Below are 21952 nucleotides of genomic sequence, written 5' to 3'. Positions count from 1 at the left end.
GGTGGCGGCCGGTCAGGCGGCGACCGGTCAGGCGGTCGCGGTGCCGAGCACCTTGGTGGGGGTGATGCGGACGACGACGCGCAGGACCTCCGCCGGGAGGTCGAGGTACTCCTGGCCGGCACCGGGACCCTCGTACTGTTCGGCGAGGGCGACGGCGACGGCGCGGCCGGTGTCCTCGGTGACGGTGGCCAGGCCGCGTATCTCGACGTAGCGCAGCGGGTCGGCGGGGTCGTAGACGGTGAGGCTGGCCCGGGGGTCGCGGCGCAGGTTGCGTTCCTTGCGGCGCCCGGCGGCGGTGGAGACGAGCAGGTCGTCCCCGTCGCGGCCGATCCAGACCACCGAGGTCTGCGGGCCGCCGTCCGGGTTGAGGGTGGCGAGGACGGCGGGGATCGGCGCGTCGAGCAGGGCGCGGACGGAGTCGTTCAACGTGGTGGTCATCGGGCGAGGTTATCCGTCGTCAGGCCTGGTCCGCACCGGAGGCGGGCCGGGGTCCGCCGTCCGTCGGTCCGCCGTCCGGGGGTCCGCCGTCCGTGGGTTCGCCGTCCGTGGTGCTTTCCGTGGTCAGCACGGAGGCGGTCCGTACAGCGGGCCGGGCACGATGTGATCACGGCGATCGGGTCCGACCGGGGCTGACAAGACGACAGGGGCTGACCATGACCAGCAGTGCGACCGACAGGCACGAGGGCTTCTCCGCCGAGGAGCGGGCGGCGATGAAGGACCACGCGCAGGAGTTGAAGAAGGCCGCGCGCAAGGCGTCCAAGGAGGAGAAGGCCGCCGAGGCGGAGCGTGACGTCCTCGCCAAGATCGCCGAGATGCAGGGGAGCGACCGGATCATGGCCGAGCGGCTGCACGCCATCGTCGCCGCGGTCGCCCCCGGCCTCGCACCCAAGCTCTGGTACGGGATGCCCGCGTACGCGCTGGACGGCAAGGTGGTCTGCTTCTTCCAGAGCGCCGAGAAGTTCAAGTCCCGCTACGCCATGCTGGGTTTCAGCGACCAGGCGCAGCTGGACGAGGGGCCGATGTGGCCGGCCTACTACGCGCTGACCGAGGTGACGGCGGAGGTCGAGGAGCGGATCGCCGCCCTGGTGAAGCGCGCCGTCGGCTGACGCGTCGGCGGGCGGGCGGCGATCCGGCGGGCGGGGCGGCTGACGCGTCAGCGGGCGGGCGGCGGGGCGAGGCCGAGGACGGCGAGTGCCGACCGGCCGGCGGGGCGGTGCTCGTCGCCGGCGAGCAGCAGGGTGCGCGCCGCCTGGTAGGGGCAGCCGGCCGCGTCGAAGGCCGCCGCGACGGCGGGCAGTGCGGCCGGGTCGCCGTCCAGCAGGGCTTGCGCCCGGTCGAGTTGGGCGGAGGCGACCGGGTTGCCGTCGACCACGGCGCGGGCCGCGGCGATCCGCCCGCGGGCGTCCGGGTGGCCGGCGAGCACCGAGGCCTCCGCCCGCAGGGCCACGTACCAGTGCAGCCAGACCCAGCAGACCCACTTCCACACCTGGTCCGGTTCCGGTGCCAGGCGGTCCAGGGCCGCCTGCGCGTCGCCGTGGTGGAGCAGGACGACGGCGTCGAACACCGCGCCGTGGCCGTGGCGGTGGTCCAGGACGGGGCCGGCCCGGTCCGCGACGGCGAGCCAGGCCGCCCGGGCGTCGTGGTCGCCGCGCAGCCCGTGGACCATCGCGACCGCCGCGGCGGCCGGGCCGAGCACGAACGACCGTGGCCGGCCGCCCCGTTCCCACGCGTCGAGGAACGTGGCGCCGCCCGGGAGCACCGCGTCGGCGCGGCCGGCGAACGCCTCGGTGACCAGGAGCCAGGACGTGGCGTGGTGGCCCGCCTCGGCCAGCAGCGGGTGCTCGGCGAGCTGTCCGCTCCACCGGCGGGCCTGCGCCAACTGCCCCACGCCGAGGGCGTTTCCGGCGGCCATGGCGAGGGCGTCCACCAGCTCGTGCGTCCCGGCCGGGGTGCGGGGCGCGCCGGCCAGGACGTCGATCCGGCGACTCGCGGCGGCTGCGGCGCCGAACGGTTCGCCGGCCCAGCTGCGGGCGCCGGAGAGCGCGTCGAGGGCGGCGGACTCGGCGACCGGGTCCCCGGTGAGGCGGGCGAGTTCGACTGCGCGTTCGGCGTACCCGACCGTCTCGTGCGCGGTGTTGTCGGCGTCGCCCTGGACGGCGCCGTAGGCGTCCGCGACGACCGCGGCCTCGGCGAGGGCGACGGCCGCCCGCGCGGCCGGGTCCGCCGGGCCGGCCAGCTCCCGCGCCTGCGCGAGCAGGGAGTTCACCTCCGGCGTCCCGGGGATCCGGGCGAAGGTGCTGGAGAAGCGGTACGCGACGGTGGCGGCGGCGGCCAGGTCGCGGGCGGCGCCGGTGGTGTCGCCGGCCTGCAGGGCGGCCTCGGCGGCGGCGCGGTGCAGGCGGAACATGTCCTCGCCGCGTCTGCGGCAGCCGGCCACCCCCGCGGCCTCGCGCAGCGCGGCGGCGGCGTCGCAGGTGGCGTCTCCGGTGGCGGTGATGGTGGTGACGTCGGAGGTGTCCTCGGTCGGGCCGGCGAGTGCGGCGGCCTGTTCGAAGCGCTGCTGTGATTCGCCGAGCAGGTTGGCGTCGAAGGCGAGTGCGGCCAGGGCGAGGGCGAGCCGGCGGGCCGGTACCCGCTGCTCCGGCCGGTCGGCGGCCCAGGCGAGGGCGGCCCGGAGGTCTTCGGCCAGGGTGTCGAACCGGGCGCGCCGGACCGGGCCGGCCGGGCGATCGGGGTGGCCGGGGTGACCAAGGTGACCGGGGTGACCGGGGTGGTCCCGGTGATCCGGGTGGTCCGGCTGGTCCGGGTGGTGGCGTCCCGTCAGGGCGGTCGCGCCGGCCAGGCACCACGCCAGGTGGCGGGAGCGGACCTCGGCCGACTCCCCGGCCCCGTCGAGGCGTTCCGCCCCGTACTGCCGGATGGTCTCCAGCGCCTGGTAGCGGGTGCCCGCCGCGTCGTGCGTCACGGCCAGCAGGCTCTGCTCGGCGAGCCGGCCCAGCCCGTCGGCGACCTCGGCCGGATCCAGCGGCGCGAACCCGGCCACCTCGGCCGCCGCCTGCGCGGTGAACGGCACGACGAAGGCCGACACCCGCCGCAGCAGCGCCCGGTCCCGGGGTTCGAGCAGGTCGTGGCTCCAGTCCAGCACCGCGCGCACCGACCGGTGCCGGCCGTCGGCGCGGGGGCCGCCGGCCAGGATCCGCAGCTGGTCGTCGAGGCCGGCGGTGAGGCCGTCGAGGCCGAGCGTGGGCCAGCGCGCCGCCGCCAGCTCGATCGCCAGCGCCATGCCGTCGAGCCGTTCGCACAGCGCCGCGACCTCGCCGAGCCGCTCCCGGTCCGGGGCCCGGCCGACGGCGGCCGCCCGCGCCGTGAACAGGGCGACCGCGTCCGAGTCGCCGCCGCCGACCCGCGACAGCGGCGGGACCGCGAGGACCCGTTCGAAGGGCACCATCAGCCGGGCCCGGCTGGTCGCGAGCACCCGCACCCGCGGGCAGGCGGTGAGCAGCCGTTCCACGAACGGGGCCACGCCGTCGCGCACGTGCTCGCAGTTGTCCAGCACCAGCAGCGCCTCGCGGTCCGCCAGCGCGGCCACCACCGCGTCGTCGACGCCCCGGCCGGGCTGCTCGCCCGCGCCCACGGCCGCCGCCACCGCCGCGCCCACCCGCTGCGGGTCGGTGACGGGGACGAGGTCGACGAACCGCACGCCGTCGGCGAAGCCGGCGGCCAGTTCGCCCGCCACGGCCAGCGCGAGCCGCGTCTTGCCGACTCCGCCCGGGCCGACCGCGGTCACCTGCCGGTGGGCCCGCAGCGCCTCGGCCAGTTCCGCGCGCTCGCGCGCCCGGCCGACGAACGCGGTCAGCGGCGCCGGGAGGGCGGGAGCCGGTTGGACGGGCGCCGGTTGGACGGGCGCCGGGCTCGGCTGGTGGGCGGAGTCGGCCGAGGCGCTGCGGGCGGCGGCGGGCGCGGCCGTGCTCCGGGCCAGCGCCCGGCGGTCCGGCAGCTCCAACTTGCGCAGCAGCGAGGAGACATGGGACTCGACCGTACGGACCGAGATGAACAGCTGCGCGGCGATCTCCGCGTTGCTGAGGTGGTCGCCGAGCAGCGCGAGCACGTCGGCTTCCCGGGGCGAGATCAGTGGAGTCGACACCGGCTCATTATCGGTGCCGGCCAACGGAGTTCCGTACCGGGTTCCGTGGTCGGCACGGAGGCGGCGCCACCCCGGGCGGGCGAGGCTGTGACCACGGCGACCGGCCACCAGGGCGCGGTCGGCCGCGACGAGAGGAGTGACCCGTGACCGGCTCCGCCATCCTCGGGATCAGGACCGTCCTGCACCCGGTGTCCGACCTGGCCGCGGCCAGGGCCGTGTACGCGGCCCTGCTCGGAACCCCGCCTCGCACCGACGAGCCGTACTACGTCGGCTTCGAGGCCGCCGGCCAGCACATCGGGCTGCTGCCGGCCGGCGGGCCGCAGGGTCTGACCGCGCCGCTGGCCCACTGGCACGTGCCGGACATCGGGGCCGCCGTGGCCGCGGTGACCGCCGCGGGCGCCACCGTGAAGGAGCCCGTGCACGACGTGGGCGGCGGACGGCTGGTGGCCACCCTCGTCGACCCGGACGGCAACCCGATCGGCCTGCTGCAGGAGCCGACCCACGGCCCGCGCTCCCGCGCCGAGCGCCGCCGTGACACCGAACGCCGGCTCGCCGAGGACGTCGACCTCTGGCTCGCCAGCGCCTCGCCCGACGGCGCCCCGTACCTGGTGCCGCTGTCCTTCGACTGGGACGGCGGGGCGCTGCTGCTGGCGACGGTGGCGGACGGCCCGACCGGCCGCAACCTGGCCGCGGGCGGCACCGCCCGGCTGACCCTGGGGCACACCCGTGACGTGACGGTGGTCGAGGGCACGGTGGAGGTGCTGGCGATGGACGCCCTGCCCCGGGAGCGGGGCGACCGGTTCGCGGCGCGCACCGGTTTCGACCCGCGCGGGCTCGGTACGGCGTACCGCTGGTTCCTGGTCACCCCGCGCCTGGTCCAGGCCTGGCGCGAGGCGGACGAGCTGGCCGGCCGTGAGCTGATGCGCGACGGGCGCTGGCTGGACTGACGGGCGGCAGGGCCGTCCGGGGGCGGCCGGGGGAATGCGGGCGAGAGGGCGGCCGGGGGAATGCGGGCGAGGGGGCGGGCAGGGCCCGCCCCCTCGTCGGTGCCGTGCCCCCGCCGGTTCGGGGACACCCGCTGTCAGGGCACCGGGATCCGGGCCGGCTCCGGGGCCCCGGCGGCCGTGCGCTCGTGGCGGGCGGTGCGCACGGGCCACCACAGGGCGCGGCCGAACAGGGCGGCGACGGCGGGCACCAGGACCAGGGACAGGACGACGGCGGAGAGCAGGATGCCGAGCGTCATCGCGAAGGCCACCTGTTCGCTGCCCGGGGTGGTGGCCAGGCTGGCGAAGGAGCCGGCCAGGACCAGACCGGCGGTGGCGACGGCGGGCGCGGTGTGCCGCACGGCGCGGGCGACGGCCGCGCGGGCCGGGCCGGGGGTGCGCATCTCCTCGCGGATCCGGTCGGTGATGAGGATGTTGTAGTCGGTGCCCAGGGCCACGACGAACAGGAACAGCACCAGCGGGAGGGTGAAACTGACGCCCGGTTCGCCCAGTCCGTGCTGGAACAGCAGGGTGGCGGCGCCGAGGGTGGCGGCGAAGCCGAGCCCGACGGAGAGCATCAGGACCAGCGGGGCGAGCAGGCTGCGCAGGAGCAGCAGCAGGATCAGGGCGATCAGGGCGGCCGCGACCGGGAAGACGACCGCCAGGTCGTGGTCGACGGCGGTGGCGACGTCGGCGAAGATCGCCGCCGTGCCGCCGACGTGGGCGGTGGTCCCGGCGGGCGTGTGGGCGGCGACGGCGGCGCGCACCGGGCCGGAGGCCAGGTCGCGGGCGCGCTGGCTCTGCGGATCGGCCTTCAGGTAGAGGTCGATCCGGGCGGCACGGTGGTCCGCGTTGAGGACGGTGGCGCCCACCGTGCCGACGCCGTCGACCCGGGCCACCGCCCGGGCGAGGTCGTCGAGCCGTCCGGTAGTGAGGGCGGTGCCGTCGGTGGCGAGGACGTAGACGCTCGTCGGGTCGGAGACGCCGGCCGGCAGGGTGCGGGAGATCTCGGCGGCGGTGACGGCGGCCGGGGTCTTCTCCCCGGCGCCGCCCACGCCGTAGTCCATCCGGATCCCGGCCGTCCCGGCGGTCAGGGCGCCGAGCAGGGCGACGGCGGCGAGCAGCATCGGCAGCGGGCGCCGGGCCACCACCGCGCCGAAGCGGGCGGCCAATCCCTCGCGCGGCTGCCGGCGCAGGCTGCGGGAGGGCCAGAACATCCCGCGGCCGCAGGCGGCGAGCAGGGCGGGCATCAGGGTGAGGCTGCCCAGCAGCATGACCAGGACGGCGACGGCGATGGCCGGGCCGAGCGAGCGGAACTGGCCGAAGCTCGCCACGCCGAGGGTGGCGAAGGCGGCGACGATGGTCAGCGCGGCCGAGGTGATCGCGGTGCCCACCCGGGCGCAGACCTGGGCGGCCGCCTCGCGGGCGGGCTGCTCGGGCCGGGCGCGCAGCTGCTCGCGGAAGCGGAAGAGCAGGAACAGCAGGTAGTCGACGCCGATGCCGAGCAGCACCACGCTGACCAGTCCGGGGGTGCCGGCGTCGAGCTTGAGGCCGGTCAGCATCGCGGCGCCGGCCACGGCGCCCCCGGCCACGCCGCCGATGAAGGCGACCGCGAGCAGCGGCAGCAGGGCCGCGAGGACGCTGCGGAACACCAGCACGTTGAGCAGGACGATCAGCCCGACGACGAGTGCGCCGCCGACCGTCGCGGCGGTGCGGTTGGCGTCGGCGGTGTCGACGGAGTCGGCCAGTCCCCCGGTGAACCCGGTGCGCATCCCGGCCTCGGCGAACTGCGCCCGGGCGGTGTCCCGGAAGGTCCGGTAGACGCCCTGGACGCCCTCGTCGGCGGCGTTCCCGGTCAGTTCGACGGAGAGGAGTTCGAAGCCGCGGTCGGGGGCCACCATCGCGGGGGCGATCCGGGGGGTCTGCGAGCGGTCGGGGACGAGGAAGGCCGGATCGTCCTTCTTCCGGGGCATGACGACCCGGCGCTGGGCGAGCTTCGCCGCCTCGGCCTCGATCCGCTGCTGGTCGGCGGCGGCGAGCGGCTTGCCGTCCGTCCTGGCCACCAGCACCGTGACCGTGGTGGCGTCGGGCCTCGCCCCGAAGTTCTCCTCGGCGATCCGCAGCGCGGCGGCCGAGTCGTAGCTGCGGGGCAGGAAGTCCCCGGTCTGGGACTGGGTGACGCGGGAGAGCAGCATCGGGCTCAGCAGGGTCAGGGATATCCCCAGCACCACCCAGAGGGTGATCACCTTCCACGGGTTCCTGGTGGCGTATCCGGTCAGTGCGCGGATCACGAAAATCCTCCGGCGGTGGACGCGAGCGTCCGCAGGTCGGTCTCGGCTCCCGGGGGTCCCGGGGCGGCTCCGGGGGCTCCCGGACGGGTTCCAGACCATCACCCGGAGCATGCCCCGGACGTCCTCGCGCGGGACGATCCGCACCGGGGCCCCGGGTCCCCGACCGGGGCCGGACCCAGGACCGTGGTCCTGGTCCGGGGCCGGCGATCGACCGTGGGGACCATGCGGGAGCGGGGTGGACCGATGCCAGAATGGCGTCATCGCAGCTGATCAGCGCCGTTCCGGGACGGTCGTCCGGTGGCGGGCGGTCGTCCAGGTCGGCGGACGGTCGGTCGCCGGCGGTGGCGGCGCGGGTACGGCACGGGAACGACACGGAGGGGAACGGACATGGGCGGGCTTCAGCGCCCCGCGGCGGACGCGGGGCACGGGGTGGACCCCGGCCGGAGGCCCGGCGCGGCGGCGGACCCCTCGTCGGACGCCGACGGCGCTCCGTGGAGCAACACCGACGCGCTGGTGGCGGCCGCCGCCTGCACGATCGACCTGCTCGGCTACCTGGTGTTCAACGGGGAGGGCGTCGACCGGGAGGCGAGCCTGCCGGGCTTCCTCCTGGTCGCCCTGACGGCCCTGCCGCTGCTCGCCCGACGCAGGCGTCCGGTCGCGGCGCTGGCCGGTGTCCTGGCGCTGGGGACCGCGGCCGACCTGTCCGCACCACCGCCGAGCCCCCACTTCGGCGCCGTCCTGGCGGTCGCCCTGTACACGGTGGCCACGGCCGTCCCCGTCGCGCGGACGGCGGCGGCCGTGGCGGTGGCGTCGGTGCTGACGGTGCTGGGCCAGAGCAACCTGCGCATGCCGACCTGGCAGGCCGCCGTCAGCGCGCCGGCCGCCGCCCTGCTGGTGGCCGGCGCCGGCGTCGCGATCGCGCGCTGGCAGCGGGAGGTGGAGGCCAACCGCGAGCTGCTGGCCGACCGCGCGGTGGCCGACGAACGCCGACGCATCGCACGGGAGTTGCACGACATCGTGGCGCACCACATCACCACCATGCAGCTGATGGCCGGCGGCGCCCGGGCCAACCTCGCCAACCCGGAGGTGGTCCGGGAGGCCCTGGTCACCCTGGAGTCCTCGGGGCGGCTGGCCCTGCGCGAGATGCGCCAGCTCCTGGACGTGCTGCGGGCCGGCGACGAGCCGGACGCCGGCCTGCCCTCGCCCCAGCCCGGGGCGGAGGACCTGGACCGGCTGGTCGCCGAGTCCCGCCTGGCCGGGCTGCCGACCGACCTCGACGTCCACGGGCCCCGGCGCCCGCTGCCGCCGACCGTCGGCCTGACGGTGTTCCGGATCGTCCAGGAGGGCCTCACCAACGCCCGCAAGTACGCGGGGCCCGCCCGCGCGAGCGTGCTCCTGACGTACGGCGCGGACCGGGTCACCGTCGAGGTGCGCGACGACGGCGGGAGAGGCGGCGGGAGGGCCGGCGGCCTCGACGGAGACACCGCGCCGCCCGGCCGGGACACGGCGGCGGGCGGGAGCCGGGGCGGGTACGGCCTGATCGGCATGCGCGAGCGCGTCGCCCTGCACGGCGGCACCCTGGAGGCCGGCCCGCGGCCGGAGGGCGGCTTCGCCGTGGTGGCCGAGCTGCCGCTGGCCCCGGAGGAGACGGCCGACGCGGCCGTCCAGCACGGCACGGCGGCGGCCCGGTGAGCGCGGCGGCACCGGGACCGGGCATCAGGGTCCTCATCGCGGACGACCAGCCGCTGGTGCGGCGCGGCCTGTCGCTGATCCTCTCCCCCGACCCGTCCTTCGAGGTGGTGGGCGAGGCCGAGAACGGGGAGCAGGCCGTCGCCGCCGCCCGCCTGCTGCGCCCCGACGTCGTGGTGATGGACATCCGGATGCCCGTGCTGGACGGGGTCGACGCGACCCGCGAGCTGGCCCGCGCCCTGCCCTCCTGCCGGGTCCTCGCCCTCAGCACCTTCGACATGGACGAGTACGTGGTGGCGGCGCTGCGTGCCGGCGCCCACGGGTTCCTGCCCAAGGACGTCTCGCCGGAGGAGCTGGGCGCGGCGATCCGCACCGTGCACACCGGCGAGGCGGTGGTCGCCCCGCGCCTGCTCACCCGGCTGATCTCCACCTACGTCCGGGCCCCCCTCGGCGCCCCGCCGCCCGTCGCCGACACCGGCGGGCTCACGCCCCGGGAGGTCGAGGTGTGGCGCCTGATGGCCACCGGCCTCGACAACGCCGAGATCTCCCGGGCCCTGGACATCAGCCTGTCGACGGTGAAGAACTACATCACCAGCATCTTCGGCAAGCTCGACGTCCGGGACCGCGCCCAGGCGGTCATCGCGGCCTACGAGTCCGGCCTGGTCACCGCCGGGGCGGGCGGCGGCGGGGCGGGGTAGCGGGGGGCGGGGTAGCAAGGGCGGGCGGCGGCCGGGCCCGGGTAGCGGGGCAGACAGCGGGTGGCGGGGGCTACGGCGTCCGGCGTATTCGGCGGACCGCCGCCCGGAAGGACATGCCCCGGTCGTGCCACATCATGCCCGTGGACGCGCCCAGGATGATCACCACACCGATCGCGATGAAGAACGACATCAGGGTGAACACCACCCCGATCGGCCCGTACTCCTGCTCGTTGCCGATGACCATGCCCGAGAAGGTGAAGTGGAAGACGAGCAGCATGCCGATCCAGAACCCGCCGGTGGCGACCGCGCACGGCAGCAGCCGGCGCCAGGCGACACGCCCGCCCAGCAGGAACCACATCGTGAACCACCAGAAGAGGACGCAGACGGCGACGCCGATGATCCACCACAGCACCGGCTGACTCGCGTGGAACGTGTGGCCCACCAGGGCGGCCAGAGCGAGCCAGCCCACCACCACGGCCAGCCAGACCAGTGCGCGCAGCCTGTCCCAGGCGTGCTTGGGCAGCTGGAAGACCCGCTGGTACAGCTGCTGGATCGAGACGGCGGCGGCGAGGCCGCCCCCGATGAAGAAGACCCACGACAGGCCGGTGACCGCCGAGGACGTGGTCGAGGAGGAGGCGAACAGGTGGCCGACGTCGGCGGAGGCCTCCGGGCTCAGGCCCAGCCGCGACGTCAGCCCGGCCACCGCCGACCGCCCGGCCAGGGCTGACACCACCAGCATGAACGGGACGGCGCACAGCAGCAGCGTGGCGGCCAGCACCATGGCCTGGCTGAGGAAGTCCACCGCGTCCAACCGCCCCCACAGGTTCTCGGCCCAGGAGCCGAGGTACTTCGCCTTGCCCCACTCGGCCGCCCGTCGGGCCTGACGGGCCTGCCGGGCGGTCATCCGCTCGGGCACCCCCGGCGGCGGGTCCGACGGCGCCGGTGACCTCGGCAGCGGTGACCCCGGCGGCGGGGGCTGGGGCTCCTCCCCGCGTGCCTCCCCGTGGGTGTCGGGGCGGGCGTCGGGGCGGGCGTCGCCGTGCTCACCCCTGTGCTCGCCCTCCGGCTCTCCCGGTGTCCTGTCCCTCGCGTGCATGGTGCATCCTCCGGCGGCCGCGCCGACCCGTGGCCTGCCGGGACCCGTCACGCGGTGCGCCACGCGTGCCCGGGAGCCGCGGTCCTGTATTCACCGTCGCACGGCGGCCCCGCCCGTGCCCGGGCCGCACCTGACGGCGGCGGCGGCGGTCGCGCACCGTACGGGCGGGGCTCCGTACGGACAGGGCGGGCCCCCGGCGGGTGGGATCCCGGCGGGGTGGGAAGGCATGACCTCCGGTGCCGGAACGCACCGGGGACAGGCCCTGGTGCGCGGGCAGTCGAGCCGTCGAGCGGTCCGAGCAGTCCGAGGAGTCCGAGGAGCGTGCGGATGTCGTCTTCACCGGGTGCGGTGGCCCTGGTCACCGGTGCCGCCGGCGGGATCGGACGGGCCGCGGCGCTACGGCTGGCCCGGGCGGGGTGGGCGGTGGCCGCGGTGGACGTGGACGCGGCCGGCCTCGACGCCCTGACCGCGGAGGCCGCCGGGGTGCGCCCGTTCGTCTGCGACGTCGCCGACCGGTTGGCCGTCGCCACCGTGGTCGGCGACATCGGCCACGCGCTGGGCCCGCCCCGCCGACTGGTGCACTGCGCGGGCGTCGCCGCCATGGGGCGGCTGCTGGACCAGGACCCGGCGGACACCCTGCGCGTGATGCACGTCGTGTACGGCGGCACGCTCCACGTGGTCCGGGCGGTGGTGCCGGCCATGGCCGCGCGGGGCGGCGGACAGGTGGTGCTGTTCGGCTCCATCGCCGGCTGGGTGCCGGTGCCGATGGGCGGGGCGTACGGCGCGGCGAAGGCCGCGGTCCACTTCCTCGCCGAGACCGTCGCGGCCGAGCACCGCGGGGACGGGATCCGGGTGGTGTGCGTCTGCCCGCCCGCCGTGGAGACCCCGATGCTGGACCGGATGCGCGCCGACTCCCCCGAACTGGTGGGCAACGTCCGGGGGCTGGACCCGGAGGCGGTCCTGGACTCGATGGACCGTGCCCTGGCCCGCGGACACCTGTGGGCCTTCCCCGGCCGCGGCACCCGGGCGATGTGGACGGCCCGGCGCCTGGCACCCCGCCTCCTCGGCCGTACGATCGGCCGCCTCGTGGTCGGGAAGTGAGGCGGGACCGAGGCCGGAAGTGGGGCGGGATCGCCGCCGCGCGGGCGCGGTCAGCGGCCGGCCGTCCCCGGGGCCTCCAGTTCGGTGTGGTGGACGGTGAAGCCGCCGCGCAGGACCGGGGCGAACGGGGCCGGGGCCATGCAGGTGCCGACCACCGGCTGGTAGGGCTTGCCGTCCGCGCCCACGTCCATGTTGGCCACGCCCCAGGAGAACCCGAGGCGGGCGTCACCGTGGCCGCTGCCCTGGTAGATGCTCAGACCTATTCGCTCGCCGGTGTTGCCGACGTCCGACCTGGTGACGACGGCGGTCAGCGTGGCGACCGGGCCGCCGGTGCTCAGGCAGTCCACCTGGGCCTCGGCGCTGTAGACCTTCCCGGTGTCGGCCTTGCGGTGGGAGTAGCGGACGGTGCCCCGGGCGTCGGTGGGCAGGCCTTCGGCCGCACCGGTGCCCGGGAAGCGGTGGGTGTACGGGGCCGCCAGGGCGTCGACGGTGAACCGGATCTCGTCGTCCGGGGAGAGGGCGTACGAGATCCGGGCCGTGCCGCTGACGCTCGCCGGGCGCGCGGCCCGGCCGTCCTGCCGGGCGGACGGAGCGGTGGCGGACGCGGCGCCGGTGGCGGAGGCCGGGGCGACGCCCGTGAGCGCCACGAGCGCCAGCCCGGCCGCGGCGACGCCCCGGGCGGCACGGGCACTGACACGGGCGCGGGCACATGCGCGGGCAGAGGCGCGGCTGCGGATGCGGGTACGAATGCGGAACACGGTGGGTTTCCCTCCCTCCGACGGCCCGGGCGGCCGCCGTCTCGATGTCCCCAAGCGTGGCCGCCGCACCCCCTCGCGCACATGTGCCGATCGGCATAAAAGTCCCGCTCTCCGCGGGTGTTGTGCCCTGCCGATCGGCAGGGCACCCCGTGGTGCACCGATCCTGGGAGTCGGCGGCGCGGAGCGGTGTCGCTGCACGGGAAGTCGGCCGGTCCGACTTCCCGTGCGCGGGCTGGGCGGCCCCGTCAGCGTCCTCGCCACCACCGGCGGCGCGGCGCCTCCGCCGGGGCGGGGGCGGGGGCGGCCGGGACGTCGTCGGCGCCGTCGCCGGATGCACCGCCGTCGGATGCGCCGCCGTCGGGTGCGGGGCCGGGGAACGGGGGCAGGGCCCGGAAGCGGTCGTCGAGCACCGCGCTCGCGCCGACCCGGGCCAGCGTCTGGCGGACCAGGGTCAGCGGGTGGGTGGGGAAGTGGGCGTCCCACTCCGGGAGGTCGGCCACGTGGTACGGCAGCGGGCCGCGCAGGTCGGGGTCGTAGGGGTGGGGGCGGACGTAGGAGTCGAAGCCGACCCGGTCGGCGACCACCGCCTCGCGCATGCCGCTGACCGGGCCTTCGGCGGCCTGCACCTTCAGCACCACGCTGCACCGGTCGCGCGGTACCGTCCACGCCCCGATGAAGACCTGCCCGCGGCCGGTCGCCCTGGGCACCTTGACGAGCTGCCACAGGCCCGGCACCCCGCCCAGGTCGCGCACCTGCGCCTCGATCAGCGCGGCCCCGCTCCGCGCGGTGTGGCGGGCCAGTTCGCGCAGCAGCCGCTCGCCCGCGTCGAGCGGGGCCACCAGGTCCGGCACGAGCGCGAAGTCGTGGACGGACAGGACCATCCCCTGCGGGTCGTCCCACACCCGGTCTCCGCCCCCGGTGCCGCTCCCGTCCTCGCGTGGGACGAAGCCGGCCAGATCCAAGCTGATGATCGCACTCATGGCGGTCATCATCCCGCCCCCGGCCGCCCGGCGGCACGTCCTTTACCCCGCCGCACGGCTGCGCCCGGTGATCTCCACCGGTGCGCAGGCGGGAGAATGGACGGGTGACCGACAGTCAGCTCCCCCGGGGCATCACCGCCCTCATCCCCGGCGCCCCCACCCCGCCCACGCCCGGCGAGCGCGCGGCGTCGCAGCTCCTCCACCTGCGCACCGCCGAGGTGCCCCTTCCGCTCCTGGCCGCGGCCGTGGAGCTGATCGCCCCGCAGCTGGAGAGCGAGGACCCGGTCACCCGCGAGGCCGCCGCCGACGTACGCGCCCGGCTGCTCGCCGCGCTCGACGCCGCCGGGCCGCGCACCGCACGACCGGGCACCGCCTGACCGGACGGCGCACGACCGGACGTCACACGACCAGGCACTACGCAACCGGGCACCGCCCGGCCGGACGGCGCACGACCGGACGGCAGCCGGGGCTCCCCCGGGTCAGCCGTGGCGCAGCGGTCCGACGATCTCGTCGACCAGCCACCGCGCCACGCCCGGCGGGTCGGGGCTGCGCAGGCCGAGGACGAGGGGGGTGAAGCCCGCGGCGGTCGGTTCGGCGAGGACGGCCCGGTCCCGGGCCGGGTCGTCGCAGGAGACGGTGTACCGGACGGAGCGGGTGATCGTGCGCGGGTCGCGGCCGATCGCGGCGCAGTGGGCGTCGAGGACGCGGCTGCGTTCGCGGACGTGGTCGACGGTGTCGTGGGGCGGGCCGGGGATGGTCCTGGTGGCCGCCTGGTGGCCGAACAGGCGGACACCAGGCGCAGCAGGCGTGTTCCCCGGCCGCCGATGAGGATCGGCGGGCCCGGCTGCTGGACGGGTTCGGGGTGGTGGCGGTTCCCGTGGAGGGAGTTGTGGCGCCCGTCGAGGTCGAAGACGTCCCGGGTCCACGGGCCCCGCAGCACGGTGAGGGTCTCGGCGAGGCGGTCGCTGCCCTCGCGGGGCGGGACGAAGCTCAGGCCGTGTCCGGCGTATTCGGCGGCGGCGGGGTTCGGCCCGGCGGTGCCGCCGGCTCCGGGCGGCTGGTGGGTGCCGCCGACGCCGAGGCACATGACGAGGCGTCCGTGCGAGATGACGTCCACGGTGGTGGCCGTCGTGCCGAGCAGGGCGGGGTGGCGGAACCGGTTGCTGGTGACCAGGAGGCCGGGGCCGCAGCCGGCGGGTGGAGGCGGCGAGGGTTGCTGAGGAGGGTCCGGCCACCGGGCCGCAGCCGGGGCCGCACCCCGAGCAGGGGTAAGGAGCAGGAGCAGGACGGGCGGTGGCCGTTCCGGCCCGAGGGCCCCGGCGCCGGCCCCGGGTGGCGACCTGGCCTCGGCCCCGGGTGGCGGCCCGGTGTCAGCTCCGGGTGGCGACCTGGCGGGTGCGGCGGGCGAGGCGGTGCAGGCGCTGGACGGCGACGAAGCGGTGCATCCGGTCGGCCAGCGTCAGGCGGTACTTGAGCCGCAGCCGGCTGCCCAGGGCGGCCAGCCGCTCGGGGCCGATGGCCCGCAGCAGTCGGCTGACGTGCTGCTGGTAGGCCTCCCGGTAGGCGCGGTCGCCGTCCGGGACGGACCAGAAGAACATCGGGATCTCCTCGACCAGGCAGTTGTGGTCGTAGGCGCGCAGGTGCTCGGCGAACTCCGGCTCGGGGCGGGCGAGCAGCCATTCCCGGACCAGTTCCATCGAGCGGACCCGGTCGACCACGCCGCGCGGGTCGGTCTTCTTCTGGGTGATGGACAGGTCGCCGTCCTCGCGCACCCGCCAGTGGTAGATCGGCTCGGCGAGCACGTCGACCCGCTCGGCGAGGAAGTGGTGGGGCACGCTGACCGGGGCGTCCTCGTACAGGATGCCTTCGGGGTAGAGGATGCCCGCAGCGTCGAAGAAGGAGCGCCGGTAGACCTTGTTCCAGGCGGTGCGGTCGGTGACCAGGGCGGGCACCTCGCTGACGTGGGTGCGCAGCCGGGTCTCGCGGAAGGCGCGGCGGTGGCCGTGCGAGGGGGTGAGGCCGCTGGTGCGCAGGCGCAGCGCGTTGCCGGTGACGAAGTCGGATCCGGTCTCGTCCAGCGTGCTGATCATCAGCTGGTAGGCGTGCGGCGGCAGGGTGTCGTCGCTGTCGACGAAGGCCAGGTACTCGGTGCCGGGGGTCAGGTGGCGCCAGCCGGTGTTGCGGGCGGCGCCGAGGCCCTGGTTCTCCTGGCGGACCAGGCGGAAGCGCGGGTCGCGGCCGGCGTACTCCTCGGCGATGGCGGGGCCGCCGTCGGTGGAGCCGTCGTCGACCAGGACGCATTCGAAGTCCTGGAAGGTCTGGGCCGCGATCGAGTCGAGGCATTCCGCGAGGTAACGCTCGACGTTGTAGATCGGGACGACGACGGACAGGCGGGGGGCCATCGGGCGGCCTTTCCTCAGGTGCGGACGCGCGCCGGACGGGCCGGGCGGGCACGCACCGCCGACGGCCGATCACCGGCAGTGGCCCGAATGTAGGGACCGTACAAGAACGTTGGGCGAACGGTAGGTGTCGTAGAGGCTGCGGATCTGTGGAGCGGACGTGCCCGGCGTCAACCGTTCGCAAACCAGTAGCACCCGTACAGGGGACATTCCCGCCGGCCCCGGGCCCCGGCCCACACGCCGGACCCGGGCCCCGAACCCGCACGCCGGACCCGTACGCCGCGGCCGCCGGGACGTCCCACGGCCTCCGCCGGGCGGGACGCCGGGGCGGAGGGCAGCCTGGGAGTACGGGCGGCACCGCCGGTGCCGGGCGGCCGAGGAGCGGGCATGGACGACACCGACGTGCTGGTCGTGGGCGCCGGCCCGGTCGGCCTGACCGCGGCCGCCGAGCTGTGCCGGCGCGGCGTGCGCTGCCGGGTCGTCGACCGGCTGGACGCCCCGCAGCCCTACGCCAAGGCGGTGGGGATCCAGCCCCGCACCCTGGAGCTCTGGGACGCGATGGGGCTGGTGGGCCGGGTCCTGGACGAGGCGGTGCCGCTGCTGGGCCAGCTCGCCTTCGTCGACGGCGAACCCGGCCCGCGCCTCGACCTCGACCTGCCCGCCGAGGTGCCGTACCGCTTCGCCGCGCTGCCCCAGGACACCACCGAGCGGCTGCTCGCCGAGCACCTGGCCGGGTGCGGCGGCACCGTCGAGCGGGGCACCGAGGTGCTCGGCCTGGAGCAGGACGACGAGGTCGTGCGCGTCGCCCTGGCCACGCCCGCGGGGCCGCGCGAGCTGACCGCCCGCTGGGTCGTGGGCTGCGACGGCGCCCACAGCACGGTGCGCCACGCCGCCGGGATCGGCTTCGGCGGCGACGCCTTCCCCGAGCAGTACATGCTCGGCGACGTCGAGCTCGACTGGGACCTGCCGCCCGGCTACGTCGTGCGCTCGACCCGCCGGACCGCCGACGGCGGCACCGACGCGCTGGTGTGCGTCCCGCTGCCCGGGCGCGGCCGCTACCGGGTGTCCATGAACGTCCCGCCCGAGCTCGCCACCGCCCCCGCCGCCGGGGTCGCGCACGGCCTGGAGGGCGGCCGCGCCCCCGAACTGCGGCACATCCAGCAGGTCCTGGACCGCCTCTCCCCGCGGCCCGCCACCGCCTCCGCGCTGCGCTGGTCCTCGGTGTTCCGGATCAGCCACCGCCTCGCCGACCGCTACCGCGCCGGGCGCCTGCTGCTGGCCGGCGACGCCGCCCACATCCACCCGCCCACCGGCGCCCAGGGCATGAACACCGGCATCCAGGACGCCTGGAACCTCGCCTGGAAGCTCGCCCTGACCGTCCGCGGCGCCGCCACCGACACCCTCCTCGACAGCTACCAGGCCGAGCGCCACCCCGTCGGCGAGGAGGTCGTCTCCCGCACCGTGCGCCACGCCCGCGCGGGCTTCGACAGCGACCCCGAGGACCCCGCCGCCCCGGTCCTGCGCGAGGCCCAGCTCCTGGTCGGCTACCGCGACGGCCCGCTGACCGAGCCCGCCCCGGGCACCCGCCCCGCCCCCGGCGACCGCGCCCCCGACTGCGCCGGCCTCACCCGCCCCCTGACCGCCTACCCGCAGCGCCTGCACGAACTGCTGCGCGGCACCCGTCACACCCTGCTGCTCGCCGCGGGCCCCGCCACCGACGCGCAGACCCTGCACGCCTGCGCGGCCGCCGCCCACGCCGCCGCCCACGGCCTGCTCGACGTGTACGCCGTCCTCGCCCAGGGATCCCCCGCCTCCCCGGCGGTGGCGGACGGCCTGCGCCTGCCCGTCGTCCGCGACACCGGCGCCGCCTTCCACGCCGCCTACCGGCCCGGCGACGGCGAGGCCCTGCTCGTCCGCCCCGACGGCTACCTCGCCGCCCGTCTGCCCGCCGCCGACCCGGCCCGCCTGGTGGCCCACCTGCGCCGCACCTTCGCCCCGGTCTGAGCGCCCGCCGGTCCGCGCCGGCCCCCGCCCGCCCGTCGGCCCCCGCCCGCCGGATGCGGAAGCGGCTGATCGTGCATCAACTGCGGCCCGGGGAACGTAGATTGTGGATCATGATCGAGGGGACGACACGGAAACGGGGGGCCGCCACGCGGCCCGCGGGCGCGGAGCCGGTACGGGCAGGGCCGGTGCGGACGTGCCCGGCGCACGCAGGGCCGACGCCGGCGGAGCCGACCCGGCAGCCCCCGGCCCGGACGGCGCAGGACCGGGCGATCGGCTCGCCGCGCGGCACGGACGGTGTCCGAGCAACTGCCTATAGTGAGCGCCATGAGCGACCCGGGCCCCACCTCGGCCTTCCACACGGCCAACGCCGATCCCGCGCTCACCGACCGCCTGGTCGCCGCGCTGGACGTCCAGGCCGCCTCGGCCGGGGTGCGGCGGCTGCGCGAGTGGGCGCACGCGCAGCTGGCCGCGCGCCCCGGCGAGCGGGCGCTGGACGTCGGCTGCGGCACCGGCTCCGAGACCGTGGTGCTCGCGGCGGCGGTCGCCCCGGACGGCACCGCGACCGGACTCGAACCCCACCCCGGCCTGCGCGCCGTCGCCGAGCGGCGCGCCGCCGGGGCGGGCAGTGCGGCCCGGTTCCTGGACGGCGACGCGCTCGCGCTGCCGCTGCCCGACGCCGGGGTGGACGCGGTCCGGTGCGAGCGCGTCCTGCAGCACCTGGACGACCCGGCGCGGGCCGTCGCGGAGATCGCCCGGGTGCTGCGCCCGGGCGGCCGGGTGGCCCTGCTCGACACCGACTGGTCCACCTTCGTCCTGCACCCGGCCGACCCGGAGGTCCGCCCCGCGCTGGCCGCCGTCGCCCTGGCCACCGCCGCCACCCCGGACGCCGGGCGCCGCCTGACGGGCTGGCTGGCCGCGGCGGGCCTGACCGTCGACGCGCTCGGCGCCGACGTCCTGCTGCACGACCCCCGCACCGTCAGCCGGCCGATCGTCCTCGGGCTCGCCGACGCGGCCGCCGGGCGGGGCCTGATCACCGGGGCGCAGCGCGACCGGCTCCTGGCCGGTCTGGAGGAGGCCGCCGGGCAGGGCGCCTTCCACCTGTCGGTGACGATGTTCGCCGCCGTCGCGCACAAGCCGGGCTGACCGCCCCCCCCCCCGGCCGTCGGCGCGGGCGACCCGGCTGCCCCGGTCCTCGGGCCGCCCGGGGGGCGGTTTCACCCGGACGGAGTAACTTGGTCGTACTCCACCCGCCACGGTCCGGCCGCGGGAACGACCATCGAAGGACCGTGCGTACGGGCACCAGCGATGAGGTGATGGACATGCGCGAACCGATGAACGAGGGCGTGCCGGAGTCGGCGTCCGGGATGCAGCGGCAGCTCTACAGCGGAGGGGAGCGTCCCTTCGACCCCGAGGACCTCGTGATGGCGTCGGGCCGCGACGTCACGCCCAGCCGGCTCGAATGGGCGCGGCAGGAGATCGAGCGCAAGGGCGCCGCCGCCCTGGAGCGCTACCTCCCCTGATCCGACCCCGCCCGGAGGCCCGGCCGCCCCGCCGGGCCCTCCGGGCGGGAGCCGGGGCACGCAGGCCCGGTCGGACACCTGTTCCAGGGTCGGTTGTCAGTGCCGGCGGCGATGATGCCGTCCATGAACGACGCCGCTCTGCTCACCCCCGGCGACTACGCCGACGCCGTTGCCACCGCCGTCCGGGCGGCCGCCGCCTACTACACCGACGGCGCCACGGCGCTCGGCGACGACGAGTACGACGCCCTGCTGCGCGCCGTCGCGGCCTACGAGGAGGCACACCCGGACGAGGTGCTGCCCGACTCCCCCACCGGGAAGGTCGCCGGCGGCGCGGTCGGGGGCGACGTGCCGCACAGCGTGCCGATGCTGTCGCTGGACAACGTCTTCTCGGCGGAGGAGCTGGCGGACTGGGCGGCCGGGCTGGAGCGCCGCCTGGGCCGTCCGGTGTCCGCGTGGTGCGTGGAGCCCAAGCTGGACGGGCTGGCGGTGGCCGCCCGTTACCGCGCCGGGCGCCTGGAGCGGCTGATCACCCGCGGCGACGGCCTCGCGGGCGAGGACATCAGCCACGCCGCCGACGCCGTGCTGGGCCTGCCCGCCGCACTCGCCGAGCCGGTCGACGTCGAGCTGCGCGGGGAGGTCCTGCTCACCCGCGAGCAGTTCGAGCACGCCAACGAGGTGCGCACCGCCCACGGCGCCGTCCCCTTCGCCAACCCGCGCAACGGCGCCGCCGGCACCCTGCGCGCCAAGGACCGCCCGTACCGCATCGAGCTGACCTTCTTCGGCTACGGCGCGGTCGGCCTCGACGAGGGCCTCACCCACAGCGCCCTGCTGGAGCGCCTGGCCGCCCTCGGGGCCAACACCGCCGCCACCACCGCCGCCCGCCCGGCGCGCTGCGCGACGCTGGAGGAGGCCCGGCAGCAGATCGACGAGATCGCCGCGCTCCGCGCCGAACTGCCGTTCGGCATCGACGGCGTCGTGGTCAAGGCCGACGCCGCGGCGGACCGGCAGGAGGCGGGGTCCGGCTCCCGCGCGCCGCGCTGGGCCGTGGCCCGCAAGCTCGCCGCCGAGCACAAGGTCACCCGTCTGCTCGACGTCGAGTGGAACGTCGGGCGCACCGGCATCATCGCCCCGCGCGCCGTCCTGGAGCCGGTCGTCATCGACGGCGTGACCGTCACCTACGCCACCCTCCACAACCCGGCCGACATCACCCGCCGCGGGCTGATGCTCGGCGACCGGGTGTTCGTCTACCGCGCCGGCGACGTCATCCCGCGCGTCGAGGCGCCGCTGGTCGAGGAGCGCACCGGCGAGGAGCGGCCGATCGTCTTCCCCGAGGTCTGTCCGCGCTGCGGGGACGCCATCGACACCGGCGAGCAGCGCTGGCGCTGCGCCCGGGGGCGCAACTGCCAGGCCGTCGCCTCGGTGATCTACGCGGCCGGCCGCGACCAGCTCGACATCGAGGGCCTGGGCGGCACCCGCGCCGTCCAGCTCGTCGAGTCCGGCCTGGTCGCCGACGTCGCCGACCTGTTCTCGCTCACCCGCGAGCAGCTGCTCGGCCTGGAGCGGATGGGCGACACCAGCACCGACAACCTGCTCGCCGCGATCGAGACCGCCCGCACGCAGCCGCTCAACCGGGTGTTCTGCGCGCTCGGCGTGCGCGGCACCGGGCGCACCATGTCCCGCCGGATCGCCGCCCACTTCGGTTCGATGGCCGCGATCCGCGCCGCGGACGCCGAGACGCTGGCGCTGGTGGACGGCATCGGCCCGGAGAAGGCCCGGGTCGTCGTCGCCGAACTCGCCGAGCTCGCACCGCTGCTGGACCGCCTCGCGGCCCGGGGCGTGGGCACCGCCGTCAGTGCGCCGCAGGCTCCGGCCGTGCCGGGCCCGGCCGGCGGGGGCCCGGCGCAGGAGGGCGCGGCTGAGGAGGGCGCGGCGCAGGCCGGGCCGCTCGCGGGCGAGGCCGTCGTCGTGACCGGCAGCATGACCGGCGTGCTCGCCGCGCTGTCCCGCAACGAGATGAACGAGCTGATCGAGCGCGCCGGGGGCAAGGCGTCCTCGTCGGTCTCCAAGCGCACCACCCTGCTGGTCGCGGGCGAGAAGGCCGGCTCCAAGCGGGCCAAGGCCGAGGAGCTCGGCATCCGCATCGTCACCCCCGACGACTTCGCCGTCCTCGTCGCCGACCACCTGCCCGAGGGCTGACGGGACGGGCTGACGGAACGGGCTGACGGGCGGGCGGCATCCGCGCCCGCATCCGCGCCCGTATCCGCCGGCGGAACCGCGGGGAGCCGATCA

The 21952-nt window shown here is 76.7% G+C and carries 18 protein-coding genes and 2 pseudogenes; 11 read left to right on the top strand and 9 right to left on the bottom strand.

Annotated elements, in window-relative coordinates:
- Positions 1-27: 27 nt before the first annotated feature.
- Positions 28-438 (bottom strand): PPOX class F420-dependent oxidoreductase, encoded by a 411-nt coding sequence (locus ACIGG8_RS31970; protein WP_396552178.1) that lies wholly within the window; start codon positions 436-438, stop codon positions 28-30.
- Between the two features lie 215 nt (positions 439-653).
- On the opposite strand from ACIGG8_RS31970, the gene ACIGG8_RS31965 reads away from it, so the two are divergent.
- On the top strand, positions 654-1106 hold the full coding sequence (locus ACIGG8_RS31965) for an iron chaperone (protein WP_396552177.1): 453 nt from the start codon (positions 654-656) through the stop codon (positions 1104-1106).
- A gap of 47 nt (positions 1107-1153) precedes the next feature.
- On the opposite strand, the gene ACIGG8_RS31960 is transcribed toward ACIGG8_RS31965, so the two are convergent.
- Positions 1154-4144, bottom strand: a complete 2991-nt coding sequence (locus ACIGG8_RS31960; protein WP_396552176.1) for an ATP-binding protein — start codon at positions 4142-4144, stop codon at positions 1154-1156.
- Positions 4145-4287: 143 nt separating this feature from the next.
- Between ACIGG8_RS31960 and ACIGG8_RS31955 the strand changes: the two are divergent.
- Positions 4288-4614: pseudogene (locus ACIGG8_RS31955) on the top strand (VOC family protein); the annotation flags it as partial.
- Between the two features lie 15 nt (positions 4615-4629).
- Positions 4630-5091 (top strand): pyridoxamine 5'-phosphate oxidase family protein, encoded by a 462-nt coding sequence (locus tag ACIGG8_RS31950; protein ID WP_396552196.1) that lies wholly within the window; start codon positions 4630-4632, stop codon positions 5089-5091.
- A 134-nt stretch (positions 5092-5225) separates the two neighbouring features.
- Here ACIGG8_RS31950 and ACIGG8_RS31945 read toward each other — a convergent pair whose 3' ends face one another.
- Positions 5226-7418 carry an MMPL family transporter gene (locus tag ACIGG8_RS31945; RefSeq protein WP_396552175.1) on the bottom strand — a complete coding sequence of 731 codons (2193 nt, stop codon included), beginning with the start codon at positions 7416-7418 and terminating at the stop codon, positions 5226-5228.
- 387 nt (positions 7419-7805) lie between these two features.
- Between ACIGG8_RS31945 and ACIGG8_RS31940 the strand changes: the two genes are divergently transcribed.
- The gene (locus ACIGG8_RS31940; protein WP_396552174.1) at positions 7806-9110 is read left to right on the top strand and encodes a sensor histidine kinase; all 1305 of its coding nucleotides are present in this window, start codon (positions 7806-7808) and stop codon (positions 9108-9110) included.
- Positions 9107-9805 carry a response regulator gene (locus ACIGG8_RS31935; protein WP_396552173.1) on the top strand — a complete coding sequence of 233 codons (699 nt, stop codon included), beginning with the start codon at positions 9107-9109 and terminating at the stop codon, positions 9803-9805. Before ACIGG8_RS31940 ends, ACIGG8_RS31935 begins: the two co-directional genes overlap by 4 nt.
- A gap of 70 nt (positions 9806-9875) precedes the next feature.
- Here the strand turns inward: ACIGG8_RS31935 and ACIGG8_RS31930 are convergent, their stop codons facing one another.
- The gene (locus tag ACIGG8_RS31930) at positions 9876-10709 is read right to left on the bottom strand and encodes a hypothetical protein (protein WP_396552172.1); all 834 of its coding nucleotides are present in this window, start codon (positions 10707-10709) and stop codon (positions 9876-9878) included.
- A gap of 519 nt (positions 10710-11228) precedes the next feature.
- Here ACIGG8_RS31930 and ACIGG8_RS31925 point away from each other — a divergent pair.
- Positions 11229-12002 (top strand): SDR family NAD(P)-dependent oxidoreductase, encoded by a 774-nt coding sequence (locus ACIGG8_RS31925; RefSeq protein WP_396552171.1) that lies wholly within the window; start codon positions 11229-11231, stop codon positions 12000-12002.
- Positions 12003-12052: 50 nt separating this feature from the next.
- Here the strand turns inward: ACIGG8_RS31925 and ACIGG8_RS31920 are convergent, their stop codons facing one another.
- Together ACIGG8_RS31920 and ACIGG8_RS31915 are read right to left on the bottom strand one after the other, a co-directional pair.
- Positions 12053-12760, bottom strand: a complete 708-nt coding sequence (locus tag ACIGG8_RS31920) for a hypothetical protein (protein ID WP_396552170.1) — start codon at positions 12758-12760, stop codon at positions 12053-12055.
- 245 nt (positions 12761-13005) lie between these two features.
- On the bottom strand, positions 13006-13740 hold the full coding sequence (locus ACIGG8_RS31915) for a hypothetical protein (RefSeq protein ID WP_396552169.1): 735 nt from the start codon (positions 13738-13740) through the stop codon (positions 13006-13008).
- A gap of 104 nt (positions 13741-13844) precedes the next feature.
- On the opposite strand from ACIGG8_RS31915, the gene ACIGG8_RS31910 reads away from it, so the two are divergent.
- Positions 13845-14117: a hypothetical protein gene (locus ACIGG8_RS31910; protein ID WP_396552198.1), complete on the top strand. Its 273-nt coding sequence runs from the start codon at positions 13845-13847 to the stop codon at positions 14115-14117.
- A gap of 102 nt (positions 14118-14219) precedes the next feature.
- On the opposite strand, the gene ACIGG8_RS31905 is transcribed toward ACIGG8_RS31910, so the two are convergent.
- From ACIGG8_RS31905 to ACIGG8_RS31895, 3 genes and pseudogenes are all read right to left on the bottom strand, one after another.
- Entirely contained in the window at positions 14220-14666 is a 447-nt protein-coding gene (locus tag ACIGG8_RS31905) for a hypothetical protein (protein WP_396552197.1), read from the bottom strand.
- Positions 14594-14857, bottom strand: a pseudogene (locus tag ACIGG8_RS31900) (LLM class flavin-dependent oxidoreductase); the annotation flags it as partial. The gene ACIGG8_RS31905 and the pseudogene ACIGG8_RS31900, both read right to left, overlap by 73 nt.
- 253 nt (positions 14858-15110) lie before the next feature.
- Positions 15111-16142, bottom strand: a complete 1032-nt coding sequence (locus ACIGG8_RS31895) for a glycosyltransferase family 2 protein (protein WP_350519572.1) — start codon at positions 16140-16142, stop codon at positions 15111-15113.
- A gap of 384 nt (positions 16143-16526) precedes the next feature.
- Here ACIGG8_RS31895 and ACIGG8_RS31890 point away from each other — a divergent pair, with 384 nt between their 5' ends.
- The 4 genes from ACIGG8_RS31890 (at position 16527) to ligA (ending at position 21859) form a co-directional block, all read left to right on the top strand.
- On the top strand, positions 16527-18143 hold the full coding sequence (locus ACIGG8_RS31890) for an FAD-dependent monooxygenase (RefSeq protein ID WP_396552168.1): 1617 nt from the start codon (positions 16527-16529) through the stop codon (positions 18141-18143).
- 324 nt (positions 18144-18467) lie between these two features.
- A complete protein-coding gene (locus ACIGG8_RS31885) occupies positions 18468-19286 on the top strand; it encodes a methyltransferase domain-containing protein (protein ID WP_396552167.1) in 819 nt (272 codons plus the stop codon).
- Positions 19287-19462: 176 nt separating this feature from the next.
- The gene (locus tag ACIGG8_RS31880; protein ID WP_396552166.1) at positions 19463-19663 is read left to right on the top strand and encodes a hypothetical protein; all 201 of its coding nucleotides are present in this window, start codon (positions 19463-19465) and stop codon (positions 19661-19663) included.
- Between the two features lie 114 nt (positions 19664-19777).
- Positions 19778-21859, top strand: a complete 2082-nt coding sequence (ligA, locus tag ACIGG8_RS31875) for an NAD-dependent DNA ligase LigA (RefSeq protein ID WP_396552195.1) — start codon at positions 19778-19780, stop codon at positions 21857-21859.
- Positions 21860-21952: the final 93 nt, after the last annotated feature.

The organism is Kitasatospora sp. NPDC085464, assembly GCF_044541955.1.
In the GTDB taxonomy this organism is placed as follows: domain Bacteria; phylum Actinomycetota; class Actinomycetes; order Streptomycetales; family Streptomycetaceae; genus Kitasatospora.
This window is presented reverse-complemented; position numbering and strand designations above follow the sequence as displayed.